The sequence below is a fragment of the Halorubrum sp. B52 genome, assembly GCF_059752555.1.
Window position 1 is genome coordinate 17254 of sequence record NZ_MWTG01000006.1, and the last position, 22156, is coordinate 39409.

At 58.1% G+C, this 22156-nt stretch carries 27 protein-coding genes and 1 pseudogene; 16 read left to right on the forward strand and 12 right to left on the reverse strand.

Annotated features, from left to right (window positions below; all coding sequences use genetic code 11):
• Window positions 1-3 precede the first annotated feature (3 nt).
• The 4 genes from B4V04_RS01385 to B4V04_RS01400 form a co-directional block, all read right to left on the reverse strand.
• A complete protein-coding gene (locus B4V04_RS01385) occupies window positions 4-1005 on the reverse strand; it encodes a DUF63 family protein (protein WP_142980868.1) in 1002 nt (333 codons plus the stop codon).
• Window positions 1002-1226 carry a DUF7123 family protein gene (locus tag B4V04_RS01390; RefSeq protein WP_080508364.1) on the reverse strand — a complete coding sequence of 75 codons (225 nt, stop codon included), beginning with the start codon at window positions 1224-1226 and terminating at the stop codon, window positions 1002-1004. Before B4V04_RS01390 ends, B4V04_RS01385 begins: the two co-directional genes overlap by 4 nt.
• A 17-nt stretch (window positions 1227-1243) precedes the next feature.
• Window positions 1244-3850, reverse strand: coding sequence for a heavy metal translocating P-type ATPase (locus B4V04_RS01395; RefSeq protein ID WP_310909316.1), 2607 nt, complete (start codon window positions 3848-3850; stop codon window positions 1244-1246).
• Window positions 3851-3943: 93 nt separating this feature from the next.
• Complete coding sequence (locus tag B4V04_RS01400; protein WP_310909315.1) at window positions 3944-4534, reverse strand: AsnC family transcriptional regulator; 591 nt, start codon at window positions 4532-4534, stop codon at window positions 3944-3946.
• A gap of 132 nt (window positions 4535-4666) precedes the next feature.
• Between B4V04_RS01400 and B4V04_RS01405 the strand changes: the two genes are divergently transcribed.
• From B4V04_RS01405 to B4V04_RS01420, 4 genes are all read left to right on the forward strand, one after another.
• The gene (locus B4V04_RS01405) at window positions 4667-4864 is read left to right on the forward strand and encodes a heavy-metal-associated domain-containing protein (protein WP_058365418.1); all 198 of its coding nucleotides are present in this window, start codon (window positions 4667-4669) and stop codon (window positions 4862-4864) included.
• Window positions 4865-4987: 123 nt separating this feature from the next.
• Window positions 4988-7360, forward strand: a complete 2373-nt coding sequence (locus B4V04_RS01410) for a copper-translocating P-type ATPase (RefSeq protein ID WP_498228562.1) — start codon at window positions 4988-4990, stop codon at window positions 7358-7360.
• 5 nt (window positions 7361-7365) lie between these two features.
• Complete coding sequence (locus tag B4V04_RS01415; protein ID WP_092893792.1) at window positions 7366-7983, forward strand: methyltransferase family protein; 618 nt, start codon at window positions 7366-7368, stop codon at window positions 7981-7983.
• The gene (locus tag B4V04_RS01420) at window positions 7980-9080 is read left to right on the forward strand and encodes a succinylglutamate desuccinylase/aspartoacylase family protein (protein ID WP_058365807.1); all 1101 of its coding nucleotides are present in this window, start codon (window positions 7980-7982) and stop codon (window positions 9078-9080) included. Before B4V04_RS01415 ends, B4V04_RS01420 begins: the two co-directional genes overlap by 4 nt.
• 259 nt (window positions 9081-9339) lie before the next feature.
• Here the strand turns inward: B4V04_RS01420 and B4V04_RS01425 are convergent, their stop codons facing one another.
• The 4 genes from B4V04_RS01425 to B4V04_RS01440 form a co-directional block, all read right to left on the reverse strand.
• Window positions 9340-9975, reverse strand: a complete 636-nt coding sequence (locus B4V04_RS01425) for an adenylate kinase (RefSeq protein WP_312621734.1) — start codon at window positions 9973-9975, stop codon at window positions 9340-9342.
• A 58-nt stretch (window positions 9976-10033) separates the two neighbouring features.
• Window positions 10034-10534 carry a CBS domain-containing protein gene (locus B4V04_RS01430; RefSeq protein ID WP_058365806.1) on the reverse strand — a complete coding sequence of 167 codons (501 nt, stop codon included), beginning with the start codon at window positions 10532-10534 and terminating at the stop codon, window positions 10034-10036.
• 179 nt (window positions 10535-10713) lie between these two features.
• Complete coding sequence (gene budC, locus B4V04_RS01435; protein WP_119713009.1) at window positions 10714-11442, reverse strand: meso-2,3-butanediol dehydrogenase; 729 nt, start codon at window positions 11440-11442, stop codon at window positions 10714-10716.
• A 72-nt stretch (window positions 11443-11514) separates the two neighbouring features.
• The gene (locus tag B4V04_RS01440; RefSeq protein ID WP_312621738.1) at window positions 11515-12987 is read right to left on the reverse strand and encodes an ABC1 kinase family protein; all 1473 of its coding nucleotides are present in this window, start codon (window positions 12985-12987) and stop codon (window positions 11515-11517) included.
• A 415-nt stretch (window positions 12988-13402) separates the two neighbouring features.
• On the opposite strand from B4V04_RS01440, the gene B4V04_RS01445 reads away from it, so the two are divergent.
• Together B4V04_RS01445 and B4V04_RS01450 are read left to right on the forward strand one after the other, a co-directional pair.
• Window positions 13403-13576: a YHS domain-containing protein gene (locus B4V04_RS01445; RefSeq protein WP_498228565.1), complete on the forward strand. Its 174-nt coding sequence runs from the start codon at window positions 13403-13405 to the stop codon at window positions 13574-13576.
• Window positions 13576-13722 carry a hypothetical protein gene (locus B4V04_RS01450; RefSeq protein WP_498228567.1) on the forward strand — a complete coding sequence of 49 codons (147 nt, stop codon included), beginning with the start codon at window positions 13576-13578 and terminating at the stop codon, window positions 13720-13722. The genes B4V04_RS01445 and B4V04_RS01450 overlap by 1 nt, the downstream gene beginning before the upstream one ends.
• Window positions 13723-13726: 4 nt before the next feature.
• On the opposite strand, the gene B4V04_RS01455 is transcribed toward B4V04_RS01450, so the two are convergent.
• The 3 genes from B4V04_RS01455 to B4V04_RS01465 are packed head-to-tail and all read right to left on the reverse strand — an operon-like array spanning window position 13727 to window position 15316.
• Window positions 13727-14659 carry an alpha/beta fold hydrolase gene (locus tag B4V04_RS01455; RefSeq protein WP_092893795.1) on the reverse strand — a complete coding sequence of 311 codons (933 nt, stop codon included), beginning with the start codon at window positions 14657-14659 and terminating at the stop codon, window positions 13727-13729.
• Between the two features lie 27 nt (window positions 14660-14686).
• Window positions 14687-14962, reverse strand: coding sequence for a DUF7521 family protein (locus tag B4V04_RS01460; protein WP_211087819.1), 276 nt, complete (start codon window positions 14960-14962; stop codon window positions 14687-14689).
• Between the two features lie 3 nt (window positions 14963-14965).
• Entirely contained in the window at window positions 14966-15316 is a 351-nt protein-coding gene (locus tag B4V04_RS01465; protein WP_498228569.1) for an ArsR/SmtB family transcription factor, read from the reverse strand.
• 113 nt (window positions 15317-15429) lie between these two features.
• On the opposite strand from B4V04_RS01465, the gene B4V04_RS01470 reads away from it, so the two are divergent.
• Together B4V04_RS01470 and B4V04_RS01475 are read left to right on the forward strand one after the other, a co-directional pair.
• A complete protein-coding gene (locus B4V04_RS01470) occupies window positions 15430-15996 on the forward strand; it encodes a DoxX family protein (RefSeq protein WP_498228571.1) in 567 nt (188 codons plus the stop codon).
• Between the two features lie 30 nt (window positions 15997-16026).
• Window positions 16027-16416, forward strand: a complete 390-nt coding sequence (locus B4V04_RS01475) for an SHOCT domain-containing protein (RefSeq protein WP_277524671.1) — start codon at window positions 16027-16029, stop codon at window positions 16414-16416.
• 118 nt (window positions 16417-16534) lie between these two features.
• Here the strand turns inward: B4V04_RS01475 and B4V04_RS01480 are convergent, their stop codons facing one another.
• Window positions 16535-16828 (reverse strand): PadR family transcriptional regulator, encoded by a 294-nt coding sequence (locus B4V04_RS01480; RefSeq protein WP_277524667.1) that lies wholly within the window; start codon window positions 16826-16828, stop codon window positions 16535-16537.
• A gap of 127 nt (window positions 16829-16955) precedes the next feature.
• Between B4V04_RS01480 and B4V04_RS01485 the strand changes: the two genes are divergently transcribed.
• The 8 genes and pseudogenes from B4V04_RS01485 to B4V04_RS01520 form a co-directional block, all read left to right on the forward strand.
• The gene (locus tag B4V04_RS01485) at window positions 16956-17123 is read left to right on the forward strand and encodes a DUF1931 domain-containing protein (RefSeq protein ID WP_277524665.1); all 168 of its coding nucleotides are present in this window, start codon (window positions 16956-16958) and stop codon (window positions 17121-17123) included.
• Between the two features lie 75 nt (window positions 17124-17198).
• Window positions 17199-17759, forward strand: coding sequence for a TATA-box-binding protein (locus tag B4V04_RS01490; RefSeq protein WP_277524661.1), 561 nt, complete (start codon window positions 17199-17201; stop codon window positions 17757-17759).
• 84 nt (window positions 17760-17843) lie between these two features.
• Entirely contained in the window at window positions 17844-18887 is a 1044-nt protein-coding gene (xseA, locus tag B4V04_RS01495; RefSeq protein ID WP_277524659.1) for an exodeoxyribonuclease VII large subunit, read from the forward strand.
• 2 nt (window positions 18888-18889) lie between these two features.
• On the forward strand, window positions 18890-19072 hold the full coding sequence (gene xseB, locus B4V04_RS01500) for an exodeoxyribonuclease VII small subunit (RefSeq protein WP_277524657.1): 183 nt from the start codon (window positions 18890-18892) through the stop codon (window positions 19070-19072).
• A 203-nt stretch (window positions 19073-19275) separates the two neighbouring features.
• Window positions 19276-19524 (forward strand): hypothetical protein, encoded by a 249-nt coding sequence (locus B4V04_RS01505; protein WP_095637961.1) that lies wholly within the window; start codon window positions 19276-19278, stop codon window positions 19522-19524.
• 6 nt (window positions 19525-19530) lie between these two features.
• A complete protein-coding gene (locus B4V04_RS01510; RefSeq protein ID WP_119712815.1) occupies window positions 19531-19953 on the forward strand; it encodes a DUF7985 family protein in 423 nt (140 codons plus the stop codon).
• Between the two features lie 28 nt (window positions 19954-19981).
• Window positions 19982-21718, forward strand: a complete 1737-nt coding sequence (locus B4V04_RS01515; RefSeq protein WP_119712816.1) for a DUF8186 domain-containing protein — start codon at window positions 19982-19984, stop codon at window positions 21716-21718.
• A 2-nt stretch (window positions 21719-21720) separates the two neighbouring features.
• Window positions 21721-22156, forward strand: a pseudogene (locus B4V04_RS01520) (hypothetical protein); the annotation flags it as partial.

Sequence of the window (22156 nt, forward strand, 5' to 3'; positions counted from 1 at the left end):
TCGTTAAGCTCCCAACAGCATCCGAAGTGATCCCCGAACGCCCATCGGAAGTCCGATCGCTCCGATGAAGAACGTCATAAGCCACCACCACGTGTGATTCATCTCCTCTTTCGCATCAGCGAGATACCACACGATGCCGACAGTCACGACAAGTTTCAGCACGAACGTCGATCCGGAGAATCCAGTCGCCTGGTACACGAGATTCGTGACGAACAACTTGGGGGAGTAGCCGATGAACGTCACACCGATGAGGTTCTGCGCAGCGTCCCACAGCTGGCCAAAGACGGCCAGCAGAATTAGCGGGTGTCGAAGGTGTGTGACGTTGACGAAACTCGCGCCCCAGTAGTAGAGCGCGGTCACTCCGAGAGCTATTCCCGTCGTCGCGACAGGAACCCATAGGCGAAGTGGGGTCGACGTCGAGAGGCCGTGCCAAACTGCCCACCCGACGGCACTGACAGCCCACACCGACCCGACAAGCCCGACTGTTAGCGGGATAGAACCGATATTTTGGTCACGCACGAGTGCACCGACGCCGAGCGCGAGGACGGTGATAGCGGTGACGACGAAGTAGATCGACGGCGTAATGAACCACACCGCGTAGTCTCCCAGCAGGCCGATGTCCTCAAGCGCTCGCATCGCGCCGCCGGCGATAATGATCGGAGCGAATCCGTAAGCCAGGCGTGCGTCGAACGTGACATCGAGCTGGTCGAGATACGCCCGCAGTCCGGGGAGGCTGTACACGACCGCCGCGAGGTAGGTTACCGTGTTCACCGCATTGTAGCCCCGGACAGCACGAATCCCCTCGTGCGTGACTGGCTGACTAACGGCGTCGGCGACGACTGGCCCCCAGAGGTACTGCCAGATGAACCGGTCGTAGACCAGCGTCGGGAACACAAGGAGGCCCGCACCGACGAGGACGAGCGGGGCGAGCAGGTACAGCGCCCACCACTCGCGTGAGCCGGTCTCCGGAAGGACGGTTTCGACGCGTCGGGTGACAGTACTCACGACTCGTTCACCTCCAATCGCCACGTCGTACTCTTCGAGCGCCCCCACTGTTCGAGTGAGACGTTTGAGAGGTCGTCCTGAAGTTGGCTGAGGTACTGTGCAACGGCCTTCGGCGATCCGTCAAGGTCGCCGGCGATCTCGCGAGCCCGGAGGTATGTCGGTTCGCTACTGGCTGTCTCGACGAGGTACCTCCGAACCGTTTGGCGGGAAATATTTGACATTGATATAGAGGTGACGTTCAGCGGAGGCGACCGAAGAGCTTGTAGTCGTGATCGGGGGTGTACCGCCGGAACAACAGGCTGTTCGTCAGCACCGACACGCTGGAGAACGCCATTGCTGCTGCAGCGAGTACGGGCTGGAGCAGGCCGAGCGATGCTAACGGGATCATCGCCGTGTTGTAGCCGAGCGCCCACACGAGGTTCTGCTTGATCTTCTTGAGTGTCGCGTCCGAGATCCGGATCGCCTTCACCACGTCGAGCGGATCATCGCGCATCAGCGTAAGGTCCGCAGCCTCAATGGCGACGTCCGTGCCGGAGCCGATGGCTGTCCCGACGTGTGCGACCGCGAGCGCCGGCGCGTCGTTGACGCCGTCACCGACCATCATCGCCTGCCGACCCTCGTCCTGAATACTGTCGACGGCGTTGGACTTGTCCTCGGGAAGGACCTCTGCTCGGACATTCTCCGGATCGATACCGACCTGTTTGGCGACCGCACGAGCAGTTCGTTCGTTGTCGCCCGTAATCATCATCACGTCAACGCCCCGTTGTTGTAGGGCCGTAACGGCCTGCTTGGAGCTCTCTTTGATTGTGTCGGCGTCAGCCACTACACCAACCAGTTCGCCCTCGAAAGCGACGAGCATCGCCGTCTTCCCCTCGTTTTCGAGGCGTTCCATCGTCTCTTCGGCGGGAGACGGGTCGATGTCGTTGTCTCGCAGCAACTTGCGGTTGCCGACCAGCACCTCGCTGTCACCAATGACTGCTTTGATCCCGTGGCCCGGAACGTTCTCGAAGTCGTCAGGCTCAGTCACGTCCAGACCGCGTTCTTCGGCCCCTTCGACGATTGCCCGCGCGAGGGGGTGTTCGCTTCCGCTTTCTGCGATCGCCGCCAGCCGCAGCACGTCGTCCTCTGAGAGGCGGTCACGAGTGCTGAGCTGTCCACCATCTGGTGTCGGCTCGCCCCCGTCAGTCACCGCATTTCCATCGCCATCGAAGACGACCACGTCGGTCAGTTCCATTTCACCCTTCGTGAGGGTGCCCGTCTTGTCGAAGACGACCGTGTCGACGTCTTTCGCGCGTTCGAGGATGTCACCGCCCTTGAACAGGACGCCGTTCTGGGCCCCAATGGTCGTCCCGACCATCGTCGCCGCGGGCGTCGCCAGCCCCAGCGCACAGGGGCAGGCAATGAGGATCGAGGACGCGAAGACGATGATTGCGAACTCGAAGACGGTGACCGTGCCGCCCGCCGCTGCCGGGCCGCCCGCCACCTGCCCCCATAGCGGGAGCCAGTCAACGAAGCCAGCCAGCACCTCCGGGAACAGGAACCAAATAACGCTCCAGAGGATAGCGTTCGCGATAACTGCCGGCACGAAATACGCCGAGATGCGGTCTGCTAGATTCTGGATATCTGGCTGGCGCGATTGTGCTTCCTTGACGGTCTGAACGATTTGCTGGAGGGCAGTATCTTCGCCGACGTTAGTGGCCTCCACGAGAAGAACGCCGTTCTCGTTAATCGTCGAGCCGACGACCTCATCTCCCTCCTCTTTTTCTACAGGGACAGACTCACCGGTAACCATCGACTCGTCGACGGCGGACTGCCCGTCAACGACGACCCCGTCGGTTGGGATCTTCTCACCGGGGCGGACTTTCATCTGGTCACCCGTTGTGACCTCTTCAAGTGGAATCTCTTCCTCACTACCATCCTCACGGACAATGGTCGCCGTTTCGGCTTCCATTTCGAGGAGCTTCCGGAGGGCCTCGCCCGCTTGACCCTTTGAACGAGCTTCGAGATAGTTACCGAGCGTAATGAACACGAGGATGAGGGCTGCCGTGTCGAAGTAGAGCCCACCCGCGATGAGTTCAGCAAGGACTGCCACAGAGTATAGATAGGCCGTTGTCGACCCGATCGCGATCAGCACGTCCATGTTGGCGCGGCCATTCTTCACGATCGCCTTGTACGAGTTCTTATAGAACGGCCAGCCGAGGATCGCCTGTACCGGCGTGGCGAGCAGGAACTCGACCCAGCCGAGTTCCACGCCGAAAACGGTTTCAGGGACGAACACGCCACCGAGAAGATAGCTGTCGATGAGGAAGAAGAGCAGTGGAACTGATAATACTGCCCCAAAGAGGGTTAGCCTGAGCTGTTTCCGTATCTCAGCCTGGCGGGCGGCATCACGCGCATCCTGCCCCGAGCCCTCATCGCCACTGTCTTCGCGAACTGGCGAATAGCCGGCGTCTTCGATGGCATCGTACAGCGCATCGAGAGACACCTCTGCCGGATTGTAGGTCACCTGCGCCTCGTCAGTCGCGTAGTTTACCTCCGCGGTAATGACTCCGAGTGTACTTTCGAGAGCAGTTTCGTTAGTTTCGGCGCAGTTGGCACACGTCATATCGGAGATGGCGATGGTCACCGTCTCCGAGACTGCACCGTAGCCCGCCTCGTCGATTGCGTCGTAGATTTCGTGAAGCGATACTGTCTCGGGATCGTAGGTAACAGACCCCTCATCGGTGGCGAAGTTCGCATCCGCCTCCGATACCCCCTCAAGTGATTCGAGAGTGTCCTGAATCGTCGCCGAGCAGTTGGCGCAGGACATTCCCGTAATGTCGAGATGTATTGTTTGGCTTGTCATGCTCGTATTACTATACGGGGTCTATATTTACGCGATTTACTGTTTCGAGAGGGTGGTTATTGGACCCGCGAAAGTTTGAAATCTAAAAGGATACTACGCCCCTTCTTCGAGTCGCTGATAGCGGTCTTCGAAGCGTGCGAGACAAGATGGACAACAAAAGTGGTAAACCTCGCCGTCAATCCGTGTTGTCTCTCCTTCAGTATCGACGGTATTGTTACATTCAGCACAAGTAAGGGCAAACTCGGCACCATCAACGGATGGCGTCCATTCCATTGCGTCGATTAGCGTGACCGTATAATCTGCTATATTGATCTCATCGAAGAGTCCATTCATCCACTGACGAACGTTATGAGCTTCGACACGTGCGTAAAACCAGAGATCCCCCTCAGAGGTCATGAAGACGTGTTCGACACCATCTGACTCTCGGGCCTGCTTGCGGGCTGGTTCCAGCGACTCAGATCCAATCTCAGCCTGAATGAATACCGGAACACCAGCTCGCAGTTGTGCGCGATTCACGTCGATGGTGAAGCCGTTGATGATATTGGCCTCCTCTAACCGTTTCACGCGGTCTGATACGGCTGGCCCCGAGAGATCCACCTCCTCACCGATGCTGCTGAACGGGCGTCGCGCGTCCTCTGCTAGTAGCGAGAGGATCTCCATGTCTGTCTCGTCTAAATCACGCATATCTCCCCATTGAACCCCCGAACCACAATATTGTTTCCCAACTCCAAGCTTTGAATGCCATTTCACGTCCAAGATAGACTTTGGATTCGAAGCAGAAACTGACAAAGATTCCCCTCCCGTATGTACCAGTGTATGACGCAGACCATCACTGTCGAAGGAATGACCTGCGGTCACTGTGAACAGACAGTCGAAGACGCGCTTCGAGAGGTGAGTGGCGTGACCGACGCGACCGCCGACCGCGAGGCCGAACAGGCGAGCGTCGATGGCGATGCTGACATCAAAGCACTCGTCAAAGCCGTCGAAGACGCTGGCTACACCGCCTCCGCCTGAGAAACGACAAAACGCACGCCAACGAACGCCCCGCCGTTCTCGTTCGATTCTGGCCCTCTCGATTGCGCCGCGCAGTATCAGGGTTTGGACAGCATAATAAGGGACGGCACCAATACCCACGCCATGAGCAACAATCCAGACCACGAGACATCCGAAAATCCCTCTAAAGAGGGGCACCCCTCGCATCAATCCGAAGGACCCGTCTACTGTTGTCGAATTTGCCGATTGAAAGCAGATGCTGAAGCGCGAGCAACAGCCCACGCGTCATCCGAGCCGGAGTCCAAACTCCCGAAGGACGACACTCACACTGCGGCAGACGCCACCACGGAGTCCGAATCCACGGACGAACACGCACATAACGACCACGAAGCCGAACACGCGCACCGCCACGCTGCGGCCGAGCACGCTCACTCTACAGAAGCAGAGCACGTACACGACGAGCACGACCATGGTGGTAACGCCCACGAGAAGGGACACGGGGGTGGAAACGGGGATCACAGCGATCACACGGATCACTCAGGCCACGAGGCGATGTTTCGGCGGCGGTTCTGGGTGTCGCTCGTCCTCTCGATTCCGGTCATCGTCTTCAGCGAATTCATTCAGGACGTCTTCGGCTATACGGCCCCTACGTTCCCCGGGAGTACGTGGATAACGCCGGTACTTGCGGTCGTGATCTTCGCGTACGGTGGCGTGCCCTTCCTCTCGATGGCCCGGACGGAACTGAAAAACCGCGAGCCGGGGATGATGATGCTCATCTCGCTGGCGATATCGGTGGCGTTCGTCTACTCGATCGCGAGTCTGTTTCTCGAAGGGACGACACCGTTTTTCTGGGAACTCGTCACGCTGATCGACATCATGCTGCTGGGCCACTGGGTGGAGATGCGGTCGGTCCGGGCGGCCTCGGGGGCGCTGGACGAACTCGCGAAGCTCATGCCCGATACCGCCGAGCGTATCACCGAGAGTGGAGATACCGAGGAAGTGCCCGTCTCCGAACTCGGCGAGGACGATGTCGTGCTCGTTCGCCCGGGCGCGAGCGTGCCTGCCGACGGCGAAGTCGTCGAGGGCGAGTCGTCCGTTGACGAGTCGATGATTACCGGCGAATCCAGACCAGTTGGGAAGGAGCCCGGATCAGAGGTGGTCGCCGGGACGGTCAACCAGGACGGGAGTCTCCGCGTCAAAATCACGAAGACCGGCGACGAGACGACGCTGGCGGGCATCATGCGACTGGTCGACGAGGCCCAGCAGTCCAAATCTCGAACCCAGTTGCTCGCCGACAAGGCAGCTGGCTGGCTGTTCTATATTGCACTCGGCGTCGCGGCGATTACTGCCGTCGCGTGGGTCGTCGCGGTCGGGTACAACATCACCGTCCTCGAGCGCGTCGTGACGGTCCTGGTCATCGCGTGTCCCCACGCACTTGGACTTGCCGTCCCGCTCGTGGTCGCGATCAACACTTCCACGGCTGCCCAAAACGGGATGCTCATCCGCGACCGCATCGCCATGGAGGAATCTCGAAATCTGGACACGGTGATGTTTGACAAGACCGGGACCCTCACGAAGGGCGAACAGGGCGTCGTCGGTGTTGAGACGGCAGGCGACTGGACTGAAGAGCGAGCATTCGAAGTCGCCGCTGGTGTCGAGGGTGACTCCGAGCATATGATCGCTCGCGCCATCCGAGACGCCGCCGAGGAACGGGATATCCAGCGAGCGAAGGTTTCGAACTTTGAGAATTTCCGCGGTCTCGGCGTCAGAGCCACTGTGGACGGCGAGACGGTTCATATCGGTGGACCGAACCTGATTGAGAAATTCGGTATCGAGCGGTCCAACGAAATCGCTGCCTTCGCGGAGGAAGCTGGCTCGAACGCAGAGACGGTTATCTACCTGGTTCACGACGAATCCGAAGTTGTCGCAGCATTCGCGCTGGCGGACGTTATTCGGGAAGAAAGCCGGCAGGCCATCGAGGCGCTACACGCGATGGATATCGAGGTGGCGATGCTGACCGGTGACTCGGAGGACGTCGCACGGGCTGTCTCGGAGGAACTCGGCATCGACCAGTACTTCGCGGAGGTACTCCCCGACGAAAAGGACACGAAAGTCGAAGCGCTCCAGTCCGAGGGGAAACTGGTCGCGATGGTCGGCGACGGCGTCAACGACGCGCCGGCGCTCACGCGAGCAGATGTCGGTATTGCCATCGGTTCAGGGACCGACGTCGCCATCGAGTCGGGCGATATCATCCTCGTCGACAACAATCCCCTGGATGTCGTCCGTCTCATCAAGCTCTCGAAGGCGAGCTACCGGAAGATGCAGGAGAATCTGGTCTGGGCGACCGGCTACAACGTCTTCGCGCTCCCACTCGCTGCCGGAGTCCTCGCGCCTATCGGTATCCTGCTGTCGCCGGCGATCGGCGCGGTGTTCATGTCTCTCTCGACAATCATCGTCGCTATCAACGCCCGTCGTCTCCGCAGCGCCGATATTTCCGTGCCCGACATTGGTGCGTGATCCCTATGGCACTCCAGGCGACACAGACATTGTTCAGCGTCAGTCTCCTATCCGGGGGACTCCTACTGGGTGGCCTCCTTGCCACCATCGTCAGTCCGACATTCCGGTTCTGGCCGCACGGGACGCGGAACTGGACGTTCTGGGTCAGCTGGACAGCCTGGACGCTATACGTCGTGGGTCTGGTCGGCATTGCATACCTCGACTGGTGGCACTGGTACGAACCACCGGTGGTGGTGCAACTCGTCAGTGTGCTTGTTTTCGTAGCAGGCACAGCGCTGTCTATCTGGGCGATGTGGACACTCGGATTCTGGGAGAGCAGTGGTCTCGAAGGCCACCTTCAAACTGAGGGACCGTATCGCTTCTCTCGCAATCCACAGTACGTGGGGTTCATCACCATGCTCGCCAGCGGAGGCCTCCTCGCAGGTTCGATTCAAACGGTCATTCTCGCTATCGGTGGAATCGTGTGGTTCCTGCTCGCACCACTCGCCGAAGAGCCGTGGCTCCGCGAGCAGTACGGGGGCGAATACGAGTCATACTGCGAGGCGGTTCCACGATTCCTTGGTAAACCCAGTAGACGTGCAGCGCAGACACATTCAGAGCAGTCCGAGAGTGATTCTCAATGACTGGATCCGCGACACAACCGATTGAGGTCGGCGGCCGAACCATCTCACCCGGAGAGAAGCGCCAGTTCCGCTATTCGGTGGGAACAAGTTTCCACGGCGACCCGATCGACATTCCGGTCACGGTCGTCAACGGAGAGAATGATGGCCCGGCGATGTTCCTCAGTGCTGCCGTGCACGGCGACGAACTGAACGGCATCAAGATCGTCCAAGAGGTCGCAGAAACCTACGGTCCCCCGGACATCCACGGGGCACTCGTCTGCCTCCACGTACTGAACGTCCCGGGATTCATGGCCCAACAGCGCTACATCCCGATCTATGACGAGGACCTCAACCGGTCGTTCCCCGGGAATCCACAGGGAACGATGGCGAAACGTCTCGCCCATACTATCTTCGAGGAATTCGTCTCGAAGTGCGACCTAGGGCTGGATTTCCACACCTCGACGCGCAACAGGACGACGATGTATCACGTTCGGGCAGATATGCGCGACTCTGACGTCGAACGCATCGCCCGTGCATTCGGAACGAGCGTGATTCTCGACGGTGAAGGCTCAAACGGGACGCTCCGAAAGGCAGCATCGAAGACGGGGGTTCCGACCGTAACTGTGGAGATGGGGCGCGCCCACCGGTTCCAATCGACGCATCTCGAACGCGCCCTTCACTGCGTGGCGAGTGTCCTCGCTGAACATGAGGTTCTGCCAGACCGGCCGGTCTCTTGGCCTGGGTGGACGCGTGTGGTCGCACGCGACGGTGAGAAGACGTGGCTTCGTGCTGCCACCGGCGGACTCGTCGATATGAAGTGGGGCCCACAGCCGCTCGTCGAGGACGGGGAGCAGCTGTTCACTATCTCCGATCACTTCAAAGATGAGGTCGAAGTCGTTCGTGCACCGTCAACTGGCCTCGTCGTCGGTGTACTCGAGAACGCAGTCGCGTACCCGGGGCATCCGCTGTGTCACTTCGTGAGCGTCGACGAAACGACCGCAGACATCATCCGGGACGACATCGAGCGGGGTGAGTTCGATGTCTACCGTGAGGGTGGTTTCCAGCGGCCGGAATATGGTGAGAGCGGTGAGTATGAAGGACGAGATCCGCTCTCTTGACGGGCCAGCGTCTGCTGACAGGCTCTTCATCGGTTCGGAGAACCCCCCATAATTGCCTACTGGCTCGTTCTTCGGCCAATAACCGTTCCAAGTTCTAATTCGTACGGTATGATGGTCGGCTTTTATCGAACATCGTCGAGATCACCTCAGCAAGATCGTGCCCTCTCAACTACAGACTCGCCGGGTACCAGTGTGTAAACTGTACAGATCTGCTAGGTGATGCCCGGTATAGTAACGCTCACCCCAACTTTTTCGCGACCTATTGCGCGTTTTCAACCGCTTTCCTTACGTCAACCCAGACTTCATCAGGAGACTGTTTTCCGTCGACACGTTCCAGTTGGCCTCGTTCTTCGTAGTATTCAATAACTGGTTCAGTGGTCTCACGAAATACACGTAGACGTTCACGGACTGTCTCCTCGGTATCGTCATCCCGCTGCTCAAGTCGTCTTTCAACTTCAGGATCTTCAGGCGGACTGTATTCTATATGATAAGTGTCCCCTGTTTTTGGGTCTATACGGCGACCCGTGAGTCGTTGAACAAGTTCCTCCTCGTCTACGTCAAGATATAGAATAACGTCAACGTCGGTCATATTATTGAGTTCCTCAGCCTGTTCTACGTTGCGGGGATACCCATCCAGAACAAAGCCATTGACTTGCGATAGAGCCTCTTTAACGAGCAGAGTGACAACCTCGTCCGGAACAAGCTCACCTTGATCCATATATGTGCGCGGGACATCATACTCTGATTCAAATTCTGAAATATCCCTGTCCTTATTTGCCCGAAGGACCTCCCCGGTAGTGATATGCTTTATATTAAACTCCTCAGAAGCCTTTCTACTCTGCGTCCCCTTTCCTGCGCCTGGTCCACCGAGGATTAGAATCCGTGGTTCGGCCATGTCTCTCTTTTGATGTCAGTCACGAAAAAGACACGTATCGAGAGTCTCAGATGCGGGGTTACTTTCTCTGGGACTCTGACCGGATGATCCCGGAGAGATTGTCCATCTGTGCGGAGACATGGGCAGCTTCTCCCGCGAGGTGAGTGATGAGATCGTCAAGGGTGACGATCCCCACAACTGAGCCATCTTCGACAACGGGAACATGGCGGGCAGCCGCCTCGTTCATTTGTCGCAGTACCCTCGGTACCTCCGCCTCAGGCGTTACGGTGAGGGGGTCGGAGGTCATCACATCTCCGGCGGTTATGTTGGATTCGCTCTGATCCGTTGCGAGAACGTTGAACTCACTATCTGGCGTGAGGAGCGCGCCAATCAAATCTCGATCTGTAATGATGCCCACGAGCTGGTCGTTTTCTTCCACAACGACGTAGCGGGCACATTTGGTTTGGGCGACCATCGTTTGGGCGACCTCTGCTACCGACGTATCCGGAATAACGCGACCAACTGACTCGTCGGCGATACTCCCAACACGTAGTGTGAGATCGGATCGATTCTGTTCCACACTGGGGGATTGGTTAGAGAGACTAAATAATATGGCGGCAGTTCCTCACTTCATAGAAGCATCTCAGGGAGTTACGGTGCTTGCCTTCGGTAGATAGTAGCACGTTTTGCGCTGCTACTATCCGACTGGTCTCCCGCGTAATGTTGGAACCAAGTGTGGTGAATGTGCGACCGTAGTTACTAGTGGGCAGTCCAGCCTCCGTCGACAGGAATGTTTGTGCCTGTGATGTACGTCGCCTCATCAGAGGCGAGAAACATCGCAATGCCGCCGATCTCCTCGGGTTCGGCCACTCGCTGCATGGGTGTCTCGTCTCGGACGAACTCGTAGAACTGTTCCTGGTCGAGGTAGTCGTCTGTCATCGGCGTTTCAACGAATCCAGGGCAGATACTATTGACACGTATCCCTTCTGTGGCGTAGTCGATGGCGAGCTCTCGTGTGAAATTCACGACACCACCTTTTGCTGCCGAATAGGCAGGTGATCCAGGACCACCAACGAGGCCATAAATCGACGCGACATTAATGATGCACCCCTCACTGTCTTTGAGATACGGGATCGCCGCCCGCGAGCCGTACATAACCCCCGTGAGATTAATTTGAATGACCGTATCCCACTCTTCGAGCGACATTTCTTCGATGGACCCTACTTGGCCAATTCCAGCGTTGTTTACGATTGCGTCAAGCTGTCCGTATTCGTCAACCGTACTGTTGACGAGGGTCTCTACCTGCTCATACTCCGTGACGTCACATTGGTGGAATTCACAGCCGAGTTCTTCGGCAGTCTCTCGGCCGGTTTCTTCCGTGCGACCTGCGATAACGACTTCGGCTCCGTAATCAATGTACTTCGAAGCAATTGCTTTGCCGATCCCGGTTGCACCACCAGTGATGATCGCAACTTTATCTTTGAGCATATCAGGTACTTCGCATAGACGCCACAAAATAGTTTGAGGCGTCGTGGAGGTACTCCGTATTCGAGATATCAGTTATCGACGCTGTTGCCTTGATGAATGAATGAATAAAATGGTGAAGCCGAGTGCGACGACGACCCCAACAGTAGCAGAGATCTGACTTACGGATAATGCGAGACCACTCGCTACAAATGTTCCTCCTGCGAGGATGGCGTACCCGATCGAACGAGTCTGCCGTCGTTGGCTCTGTGCGATCTCCTGAGGTATCACTGTGCGTTCCTGTTCTCGTGCGTCCAGTTCACGATCCAATTTCGTGGGTAGCCGGAGGAGGGCCCAGAGGGAGGTTTCGATGTCAGACTGAGCTTCGGCGAGTTTCATCCGGGCTGCTCGCTGGAGGAAGCCGTGTTCACGGAGGAACGCCTGCGCAGCTGCGAGGATATTGAACTCGGGATCGAGCTGTCTAAGAACACCTTCACCGATCGATCCCACCCGAATGACTAACATCACGTCTGGCGGGATACGAAACGGAAACTCTCGGAGCATTCCGACGACCACGTCGATTATCTGCTGCCAGTTCACATCACCACTCCCTTCGAGGTCATCGATAACTAACTCGAGAACGTGGCCGACGGCGGCCCTGTCGGCGTCGGGATCGAGTGCACCAAGGGCGACAAGTTCGTCGATGAGGGATTCGACATCCCGGTTGACAGCGGCCAGATAGAGGTTGATCACGCTCGCTTGCATCGCCGGCGTGAACCGACCGCTCATCCCGAAGTCGTAGAAGACGATGCGGCCATCATCGTCGACAGCGAGATTTCCAGGATGGGGATCGCCGTGGTACACACCGTGATCGAGTCCCATCGTGAAGTAGGCATTCGCCACTCGTCGGGCGACGTTCTCCGGATCGTAGCCCTTCGCTTCGAGTTCCTCGAGGTCAGTAACCTTCGTTCCCTCGGCGTACTCCATGGTGAGGACACGTTCGGAGCAGACGTCACGAAACACGCGTGGGATCGTAACGGTCTCATTCTCGTCGGCAGCGAAATTTTCCCGAATCTCCTCCATCATCTGGGCCTCTCGCTCGAAGTCCAGTTCCTCCAGAATGATGCGCTCAAAGTCGTCCGCCATGTTCCGGAGTGAGAAACTGAACCGATCAGGTGCGAGAAACAATGCAAGGGGAACGAGGCGACGAATAATGCGCAGATCGGTCTCGATGAGGTCCTTGATTCCGGGGCGTCTTACTTTCACGACCACCTGTTTTCCCTGATAGGTCGCCCGATAGACCTGTGCTAGCGATCCGCCGGCGATGGGTTCGGGATCGAAGTCGTCGTACGAGTGATACCCGACGTCTTCGGCGAGAGCCGGAATCATCTCGCGATACGGACCCGCCGGAATCGCATCTTGGAGCACTGCGAACTCCTCCGCGTACACTTGCGGAACGAGATCTGGGCGCGTCGAGAGAACTTGGCCGATCTTTACGAACGTCGGCCCAAGGTTGAGCATCGCCTCCCGTAGACGGCGGGCACGCTGCTCGTGCTGGTCCCGTGGCACAGTGCGTGACCCACCGACGATCAGAAACCGATGCCGATCACGGAGAAAGCGTAGGATGAACGGGGTGAACGTCCCAAGAATACGAATTAGACGGAGAAGAAATCGAACCATGGGCGTTGTCATAGAGTTCTTCCGACGGCCCTTAATACGTGCCCGTCGACCTACTTCGAAATACCCAATCGGCTTGGAGACGGATCTGTGAACAGAATGCCGAGGGATCCCGTCTGCGGTATGCAACTCAGAGTTGACGAAGCGGTAGCTTCAGTCCGGCACGACCAGGTGACGTACTATCTCTGTAGCGAAGAATGTCGACAGCGCTTCGAGAAACAGCCCGCAGTATACACCGAGTAGGGAGCCTACGCACAGTAGCAAATGGCCGACTGACGTTTATGGAAGGGCGAGGCGTACTGCCAGTATGCCAGTTGAGTCGGTCTGCGGTATGGAAGCCAGCGACTCAAGCGAAATCACCGCCGATTTCGAGGGGACGACGTTCTACTTCTGTTCGTCCGACTGTCGTGATTTCTTCGAAGAGCACCCGAAGCGATTCGTCGACGAGCCACGACCCACCTCTGTGATGCGAGTGGCGTAATGGTACCGCGCTTGCACTACGGCCGCGCCGTCGGTGAGTTCAACCTGACGGTCGCCGACCCGGAATTGCTGAGCGTCGGTCTCGAGGACGATACCGACCTTCAGTTCGATCTCGAACGGGCGAATAAAGCAGCAGAACGATCGTGATTCCTTAGCGAACTTCGGATACTTCGCTACCGTTTTCGTCGACCGATTCTCGAACCGTCATTTCCAAATCCCGGTCCTCTCGAACCGTCTTGATGAGTGCTTCAAGCAGACTGTTATACGCATTCGGGCGCTCAATCATAGCGACGTGACCGGTACGCTGTAGCCTGCAGAAAACGCTCTCAGGAATCCGCCTCGCGGTTCCGCGTGCCCGCTCGATGGGAACAATACCGTCGGCTGGTCCGTGGATGACGAGCGTTGGGGCATCGACTCGCTCAATATCGAGGCGACCGTCGTACCCCCAGAAGGCCTCGGTGACAGTCGTCCACGCTGAGCGACGGTGGGGAAGTGGGTTCGATTGCAGGAAATCTTCGACAACGGCACGTGACGTCCCTTCGTGGAAGCCTACGCTGTAGGCTAACTGCCGTATGAGCGCGTCGTTCGCGGGAATCTTGTAGAGTTGTAGTGCGAGAAACAGTCGTAAGAGCGGTTTCTCCCACGTGGGTGTTAGGTCGTGGTCACCCCCAGCATGCAAAACGAGCCCGGCCGTCGGGTTGCGCTTCGCGTACTCGATTGCGAGGGCGGTACCATAACTGTGGCCGTGGACGATAGGGCACTCGATGTCGAGTTCATCGAGGAGATTCGCGAGATCGGAAACATGTCCCGAAAGGGTCTGCTCTTGGCGTGTGGTCGATTCTCCGTTGCCGGCGAGCGCGTACGTGACTAGTTTGTGCCTCCCTTTAAAAGCGTCAAGCTGTGGGTACGGATTCCAAAGTGACCCGAGACCACCGTGGACAAATACGATTGCTGGGTCTGGACCAGGAAGATGCAGTGTCTCCAGTGTGACTGATTCTGACACCTGAATGGGTGTCGATTCTGGGACCGACTCTCGAACATCGTCGAACTTGACGTATCCCAGAGGGAAGTCAGATGAGGACATACCGAAACACTTTGTCGAGTGGGATATTCAGGGATTCGGCGCATAGAGCGCATACAGGATGGAAAGCATTCCCGCCGCCGCGACTAGTGCAGCCACGAGACCCGCCTGAAAGATCGATACCTGGAGCAGTTCGAATAGAACTCCTTCAAGGAGTCCACCGAGGCCAATTAGTGCGAACCCAAGGGCGACGTAGAGCATCAGCTGTGTTCCGTGGCGTTGGTAGCCGCGATAGGCTTGGTACGCGATAACCAGAGCCAACGCGGTCATGAACAACTTGGCGATGACGAATAATGTGTGTTCCATGAATCAGTCTCCCCGCATGTTTTCAAAGATGGAGGTGATCCGGTCCGCGGGATCCGGCCGGACATCGATCTGGATGTCAAACCCCTCGTCTTGGAGGAGGACTTCGATACGTTCGAGACGTGCCTCATACTCCCGATAGTGCCGACCAGCGGGATCGACGTGCGTGTACTCTTCGAGGAGCCCTTGCTCGACGAGCGTGTTGAGGCGACGAGAGGCGGTTGGACGTGACATGTCGCATTCCTCGCTGAGTTCTTTTGCGGAGAGTCGCTTTGTTTTCGTCGCCACGAGAATATCCCGGGCGTACTCATCGTCGAGTGTGGCGAAAACGGCTGGTGGGCTCAGCTCCTCAGTCACATCTACATACTCGTCTAGTGGGGTAAAATAGCTGCCCAGTTTTCTGACTCAGAACGTCGGCTCTCTATTATATTGTCTCTGTTCGCGTACTCGTAGTTGAAGGTGACCTAACAATGTCTACAATCAACTCTGGTGTTAACCAACTGGAGAGCAAAGTCGGCGGCCTGACCGTCGGCGGGAAAGTCCACAGCCTCAGCGCGTGGTTCGTGCTCGCGCTGCGTCTCATGATGGGCTACGCGTTCGCGTACTCGGGATTCACGAAGATCGTAGCCGCCGAACCGTTCTCGGCGGGTGGCTATCTGGCGAACGTCGCGGCGACCAACGGAAACCCACTCGCCGGTGTCTTCGCGTGGATGGGCTCGACTCCGTGGTTCGTCGAGTTCGCTAACGTGGCTGTCCCGTGGGGCGAGCTGTTCATCGGTCTCGGACTGCTCGTCGGCGCGTTCGTCCGCCTTGCGGCGTTCTTCGGCGCGCTCATGATGGTCATGTTCTACTTCGGGAACTGGGACATCGCTCACGGCGTCATCAATGGCGACTTCGCGTACATGCTCGTGTTCCTCGCGGTTGCGGCGTTCGGTGCGGGCCGCATCCTCGGGCTCGACAAGTACATCGAACAGTACGAGGTCAGCGACGAGGCGCTCGTCGAGCGCTACCCCGTCCTCGAGTACATCCTCGGCTAACCACGCCGAACCATTTCAGGAGAAATATACATGACAAACTCAATTCAACCACGCGGTACTCGTTCCCTCGGACTGATCGTCGTCGGTGCGCTGACGGTCGCGGTTATCGGGGGTATGGCCCTAACGCACGCAGCCGTCCCGGACGCGGTGATGTGGGACTGGCACTACGGAATGTGGGACGACGGCCACATGACCGGCTGGGGGCTATGGGGATGGGGCATGATGCTGTTCGGCCTCCTCTGGATGGCCCTCATCATTGGTCTACCCATCTATCTCGTCTATTGGTTGGCTACCCGATCTCAGACTGACGGGCCCGCCGAGGATAGAGCCCTCGTGACTCTCCGTGAGCAGTACGCCCGCGGTGAGATCGACGACGAAGAATTCGAACGCCGCCGTGGCCGCCTCACGACGAATCGCTAACATACGTCGCTACCGAAGAGGAGAGCTACTACCGACATCCTCCGAGATGGAAATCACACCCATCGCGGATTTTCAGATAATTCATGGACAATGGAGTAGCTGATCTGTACGAGAGAACCTACGCAGGCGCAGACTCTCCAATCTCGATGTACTGATGCTCCCACTCACGGCGGGCTTCGATTTCACGGCGGCCGCGCCGCGTGAGCGTATAGACGTTCGTCCGCTGGTCTTTCTCGCCTTTCTCGACGAGGCCCTTCTCGACGAGCGTATCGAGATTCGGGTAAAGTCGTCCGTGATGGATCTCTTTCTCGTAGTAATCCTCGAGTTCCTCCTTGATGGCGAGGCCGTGGGGTTCCTGGAGGCCAGCGATCACGTACAGGAGGTCGCGCTGGAAGCCGGTCAGGTCGTACATCGTCCCGCTCACTGATACGAAGCACTATCGCATACGTCTGTTGCCCCTCAAAGCGCAGTAAAACCCCACAGATACTGAATCAGATACCTGTATGTTTATACAGAGGACGGGAGAAATGTCGCTGCGTATGGCAGACCTGATCGTCAAATCGGCCGTGAAAGAAGCGCTCAATGACCACAACGTCTCGGCGGATTTCTACGAGGCGCTGGACGATGAGGTAACTGAAGTGCTCCAAGATGCAGCCCGGCGTGCCGAGGCAAACGATCGGAAAACTGTCCAGCCCCGCGATCTCTAGGTCGCTCGGAACGAACTATCCCTCTGCTCGAATTCACTCCCTGTTTTAAGATGTTCGTGACTGGAAGGTACAGCTATGAGTGTCACAACCGAGTCAATTCAAGTTGAGAACGTGGTTGCATCGTCCGATATCGGCCAGGAACTCGATCTTGAAACGCTCTCCGAAGACCTAGGGGCGACCGACTACGATCCCGATAACTTCCCTGGTCTCGTGTATCGGATGCACGATCCAAAAGCCGCAGCACTCATCTTCCGCTCGGGGAAAGTCGTCTGTACAGGTGCGAAAAGCGTTGACGACGTTACGACCGCCCTTGAGCACGTCTTCGACGAACTCCGCGAGTTGGGCGTCGATGTCGCTGCTTCTCCGGCGATTGAAATCCAGAATATCGTCTCAAGTGGCGACCTCGACCACACACTCAATTTGAATGCCATCGCTATCGGCTTGGGGCTCGAACACATCGAATACGAACCCGAACAGTTCCCCGGACTCGTCTACCGGCTCGACAATCCGGACGTCGTCGCGCTCCTCTTTGGCAGTGGGAAGCTCGTCATCACTGGCGGCAAGCAACTTGATGACGCCGAACAAGCCCTCACGAAGATCGAAGACCAGCTCAACGATCTCGGGCTACTGGACTGATTTGGGGACTCAAACCAGGTCGTCGGAGGCGCCGCCACTGGGAGTACATTTTTGTCTCTCCTACTCACTTTTTAAGTCGGATCGATGGCTGATGCTGAACGCGAGGGAGATGAAGTTCGCTCCGGGGATGTTCTTTCAGTGCAGGAGCTGAACGAGCGGATTGCATCGGCTATCGAAGAAACGTCTGCCCTCCACAGTGTCCGCTGTATCGGAGAAGTTACCGATCTCCACCAAAACAGTACTGCGCTCTATTTTACGCTCACGGATGGCGAAGCCGAGCTCCCCTGTATGATCTGGGCGAACCGCTACCGGGATATGGACGCCGAACTCGAAGACGGAACCGAGGTCATCCTCGAGGGCGATATCGAGTACTGGGTCGAAGGTGGGAAAATCGACCTCAAACCGTGGGAAGTGATCGTCGTCGGCGACGGCGACCAGGCGGCTGCCGTGGAGCGACTACGAAGCGAACTCGAAGAGCGTGGCTGGTTCGACGACGAACAGAAACAGCGCCCGTCGGCGTTCCCGGAGCGAGTCGGTGTTGTCACTTCTCTCCGAGGAGACGCCCGGTACGACATCCAGAACGCGATCCACGAGCAGGATCCAACCGTCGACATCCTAGTGAAGGACGCAACCGTCCAGGGATCGGAGGCGCCGACGTCCATCGCGAACGGCATCCACCATCTGGACCGCTCGGAGGACGTCGACGCGATCATCGTCGGCCGCGGCGGTGGGAGTGATTCCAACCTCCAAGCCTTCAACACCGAGCGGGTCGCGGAGGCGATCTTCACCGCCAATACCCCCGTAGTCACCGCGATTGGACACACCGATGACCGGCTCATCGCGGACCAGGTGGCGGACGTCGCGACGATCACGCCGACCGCCGCCGGCGAGTATATCGTGAGTTCTCGCGAGGAGTTCCTTGCGAGTGAGGTCGAACCGCTGGAGCAGCAACTCGAGGCTGCGTACGAAACTTTCCAGCAGGAGCACGAACACGAACAGGAACTCGTCGAAGCTGTCGACGAGGCGGCCGCACCCGAGGGCCTCCCGCCGGTCTACTACAAGACCGCAATCGCTGTGCTGCTGTTGCTGTTGTTGGTCATCACTGGGCTTTGGCTGGGGGTGATCTAAGCGTGGCAAACGATCAAGAGATCCATGACCGGCTGACCCGTGTCGAAGAAATCATTGAGCAGCTCGATGCGGACGAGTGTGGCCTCGATGAAGGTACAAGGCTCCACGAGGAAGGTCGGGAACTCTTGGCCGAGGTGCGAGAAATCCTCGACAACGGGCGTGGAGACGTCGTGGAACTCGAGTAGAATCCCATACCAATATTAACCAACAGCCAACGGCATCTAACTCCATTGTTGGTTAACGGAACCCTTGCAAGGTGAACGAGCTCTCGGATTATAATTTACTTTAGATTTTTGCGCCAGTTGGTGGCCAGAAAGCATATACCGATCTTCTAGCTATCGCACCACCATGGACCGGGGCTCAACCGGTGCATACCCACCCCGCACATATGATCACACGGGCAGTCACCATCGAAGACATCGATGATCTGTATCTGACGTGGAACAGCCATATCAACGGTTCCGCCCTCTATCGCCGCGCCCTCCGAGACGAGATGGAGCTTCGCGACGTCGACCCTGACGAGCTTCGAGATCTCTTCGAACGGGCCCGCGAACAGGGCTACACGAAAGAAGAAATCGTCGAAGAGACCAATCGCTACGCCGATCTCAAAGCACTCGTCGACGACGCAGAGGAGTAACCCGCTATGTCACAGGACAATACGCCCTCCGAGACGGCTTCGAATCGCGCTGAAAGCCAGTCCACGGCATCGAGTAGGCTTCCCAGGCAAGCTATGTTCATCGTCGTCGCCCTGAGCCTGTTCGCTGTGGAACCCGCCGCCGCACAGACGAATGCCGTCTGTAGTGCGGACAACCTTCCCAGCATGATCGAGGGCTTCTTCCAGCTTACCACGGCGCTGGGCATTGTCGGCCTCGCAGTCGTGTGGCAGGCTGACTCCCTTATCGAGATGTTCACGATCACGCCCGAGCAGAAGAAGGGCCTCAAGCGGCACAAACGGTCGGCGATGAAGTCCGCGGTCGTCCTCGTCGCCCTCGGCCCACTCTACACCGTCGCTGGGTCGATGATGAACCTCCCGTTGGCGCAGTGCGTCGACCTCGCCCCCTGGTAGGCGACTACCATCCCCGTCGCGAGCCCCCATGACACAACGAGAGCTCTCCGTGCTAATGGCCGCCCTGTTCGTGACGAGTTTAGTCACAGGTCTCGTCACTGCAAGCCCGCCACGGCCAGGCACGGAGGGAAATGGGCTCACTGAGAATGAATCAGCGACGCTGTGGTCTCGCGACGCGGACAACTACATCACCCAGGAAGAGTACCAGCAGCGCTACGGCGAGAGTCGGACCGCGATGCACCAGCTCGCAAACGGGACGGACATCACGTTCACGCGCCCGCCGGCGACAGCTGCAACGTGGACGCGAAACGATTTCGCTGATCTCGAAGCCGGTGGGTCGGATACGTCCGTGCATCCGCGCCACGCGTCGCTCGAAGATGGCGTGTTTATCGAGGACGCCCACGCCACGGTGTTCGCAGTACAGCCGTCGACGCGAGGTCACTTGGAGTCGGGTGACACACCGCTCTATATCGCGCCGAACGGCACGATGCGGGGGTTCGTCGACTATCGCGTTCGCGTCCCGAACGGAAGCTCTTCGGGGAACACGACGATCGAGTGGTCGCTCACGAGCAACGAGGTCGAGGAGGTTCGATTGCAGAAGGACGGCGAAACCATCGTCGAGCGCGACGGCTCGCACACGCCGGCCCTCGACTACCAGATCGAGGATGACTGGAGTGCAAACCTCACGCTTGAAGCCGAGATCAGCGTCCGGTTGAAGAAGACCACGCGAATCGACCGAGGCGACGAGACCGATGTCGAGGTCACGTACCGAACCGAATCGCTCAACGTCTCGGATTCGATCGCCGTCGAGATCTACGACCTCTCGGCGTACCCCTACTACGCCGAGTACCCCAATGGTGACGCCGGTCTGGCTATCTTCCAGTCCAGACCGTGGCAGGGGTACACGCTCACGGAAAATGGAAGCGCACGAGTGCGTGGCGTCTGGCGGTTCTACACCGCACGGAACACCAACTGGGATACACTCGTCAGGTCGAACCGGACCGACAGCGCCACCGTCGAGTCTGACGCGATTCCGGTCTATGTTCACGCGTATCCGTCGCGAATTGGCCCGCGTGCCGAACCAGTTCGCGATGGCCCAGAGATCATCGACACCTGGGGCACTGACCGACCGTCTCCGGACGGCACTCTCGGTGAGAACATCAACATCGACATCGTCAACCAGTCGTACACGACGACGTACGGTGTTGCGGTTCGCGCCGAGAGCGTCGACCGCGACGCGCTCCAGGTAGCGGGGATCGTGCGGGGTGTGAACGCCTCAATTGTGGCACCTGACGCTGGCTCTGAGCGGCAACTCCGGCGCAGTAATCTGACTGTTGAGGTTCTCCAGCAGAACGAAAGTCAGGCCACACTCCGCATCGAACTCCGAGACAACGAGACCGGCGCACCAATCGTGCTCAGCGATCCCGACCGACGATATCCAATTGGCGGGAGCACTCGCAACGGCTACATCACCATCGCGGAGCAACGTGTCGAGACCAACGCCTCCGGGGTGGCGATTGTGACGATCGACGAGCCGGGCATCTACACGGCTCGGTACCATCCGGGTTCGTGGCTCGGGCACGACCCCGCGTATGTGAGTGCGACGGCAACTGCTCGGTGGCATCCGCTCGGCACCATCGACGGTTGGTTCGCGTTCATTTTCGAGGTCGGCTGGCAGCTCATCCCGTTTATTGTGATGTTCTACGCAGGCAAGCGGATCCTCCGAATGCTCGGTCCAGAAGACATCTTCCAACGGAACCCATAGTCATGACTAGAAACCACCCACACATCAGTCGGCGAACCGCCCTCCGAACAGTCGCAGGTGCTGCCCTCGTAAGCGTCGCTGGCTGTCTGAACGACAATGGCGGTTCTGGGACGCCTGGTGACGGAACGACCTCTCCAGATGGCAACGGCCCACTCACACGTGTCGCTGTCGAGGGAACCACACTCGTCGTCGAACTCTCCGGAGAGGCCGACATCGACCAAGTCAATCTTATCCAACCGAACGGCGAGCTATTCGGGAAGCGTGACGTAGCCGCAGGTGCTCAGCAGGTCTCATTCGAGATTGGCACCGCGTATGCGCCCGGTGAGTACCGCGTACTCGCGTTGAAAGGCGAGGAGACAGTAGTTGAGACCACGACTGAACTCCGTCCAGAGATTCAGATACAGGATGTCGGACTCTATCGGAATAATCCAGATAAGC

What these genes read in the sequence shown, in the direction of transcription:
- B4V04_RS01390 (WP_080508364.1), bottom strand. Translation starts at nt 1,226, where the DNA reads ATGTCAAATATTTCCCGCCAAACGGTTCGGAGGTACCTCGTCGAGACA.
- B4V04_RS01395 (WP_310909316.1), bottom strand. Translation starts at nt 3,850, where the DNA reads ATGACAAGCCAAACAATACATCTCGACATTACGGGAATGTCCTGCGCC.
- B4V04_RS01400 (WP_310909315.1), bottom strand. Translation starts at nt 4,534, where the DNA reads ATGCGTGATTTAGACGAGACAGACATGGAGATCCTCTCGCTACTAGCA.
- B4V04_RS01405 (WP_058365418.1), top strand. Translation starts at nt 4,667, where the DNA reads ATGACGCAGACCATCACTGTCGAAGGAATGACCTGCGGTCACTGTGAA.
- B4V04_RS01410 (WP_498228562.1), top strand. Translation starts at nt 4,988, where the DNA reads ATGAGCAACAATCCAGACCACGAGACATCCGAAAATCCCTCTAAAGAG.
- B4V04_RS01415 (WP_092893792.1), top strand. Translation starts at nt 7,366, where the DNA reads ATGGCACTCCAGGCGACACAGACATTGTTCAGCGTCAGTCTCCTATCC.
- B4V04_RS01420 (WP_058365807.1), top strand. Translation starts at nt 7,980, where the DNA reads ATGACTGGATCCGCGACACAACCGATTGAGGTCGGCGGCCGAACCATC.
- B4V04_RS01425 (WP_312621734.1), bottom strand. Translation starts at nt 9,975, where the DNA reads ATGGCCGAACCACGGATTCTAATCCTCGGTGGACCAGGCGCAGGAAAG.
- budC (WP_119713009.1), bottom strand. Translation starts at nt 11,442, where the DNA reads ATGCTCAAAGATAAAGTTGCGATCATCACTGGTGGTGCAACCGGGATC.
- B4V04_RS01445 (WP_498228565.1), top strand. Translation starts at nt 13,403, where the DNA reads ATGCCAGTTGAGTCGGTCTGCGGTATGGAAGCCAGCGACTCAAGCGAA.
- B4V04_RS01450 (WP_498228567.1), top strand. Translation starts at nt 13,576, where the DNA reads ATGGTACCGCGCTTGCACTACGGCCGCGCCGTCGGTGAGTTCAACCTG.
- B4V04_RS01455 (WP_092893795.1), bottom strand. Translation starts at nt 14,659, where the DNA reads ATGTCCTCATCTGACTTCCCTCTGGGATACGTCAAGTTCGACGATGTT.
- B4V04_RS01460 (WP_211087819.1), bottom strand. Translation starts at nt 14,962, where the DNA reads ATGGAACACACATTATTCGTCATCGCCAAGTTGTTCATGACCGCGTTG.
- B4V04_RS01470 (WP_498228571.1), top strand. Translation starts at nt 15,430, where the DNA reads ATGTCTACAATCAACTCTGGTGTTAACCAACTGGAGAGCAAAGTCGGC.
- B4V04_RS01475 (WP_277524671.1), top strand. Translation starts at nt 16,027, where the DNA reads ATGACAAACTCAATTCAACCACGCGGTACTCGTTCCCTCGGACTGATC.
- B4V04_RS01480 (WP_277524667.1), bottom strand. Translation starts at nt 16,828, where the DNA reads ATGTACGACCTGACCGGCTTCCAGCGCGACCTCCTGTACGTGATCGCT.
- B4V04_RS01485 (WP_277524665.1), top strand. Translation starts at nt 16,956, where the DNA reads ATGGCAGACCTGATCGTCAAATCGGCCGTGAAAGAAGCGCTCAATGAC.
- B4V04_RS01490 (WP_277524661.1), top strand. Translation starts at nt 17,199, where the DNA reads ATGAGTGTCACAACCGAGTCAATTCAAGTTGAGAACGTGGTTGCATCG.
- xseA (WP_277524659.1), top strand. Translation starts at nt 17,844, where the DNA reads ATGGCTGATGCTGAACGCGAGGGAGATGAAGTTCGCTCCGGGGATGTT.
- B4V04_RS01505 (WP_095637961.1), top strand. Translation starts at nt 19,276, where the DNA reads ATGATCACACGGGCAGTCACCATCGAAGACATCGATGATCTGTATCTG.
- B4V04_RS01510 (WP_119712815.1), top strand. Translation starts at nt 19,531, where the DNA reads ATGTCACAGGACAATACGCCCTCCGAGACGGCTTCGAATCGCGCTGAA.
- B4V04_RS01515 (WP_119712816.1), top strand. Translation starts at nt 19,982, where the DNA reads ATGACACAACGAGAGCTCTCCGTGCTAATGGCCGCCCTGTTCGTGACG.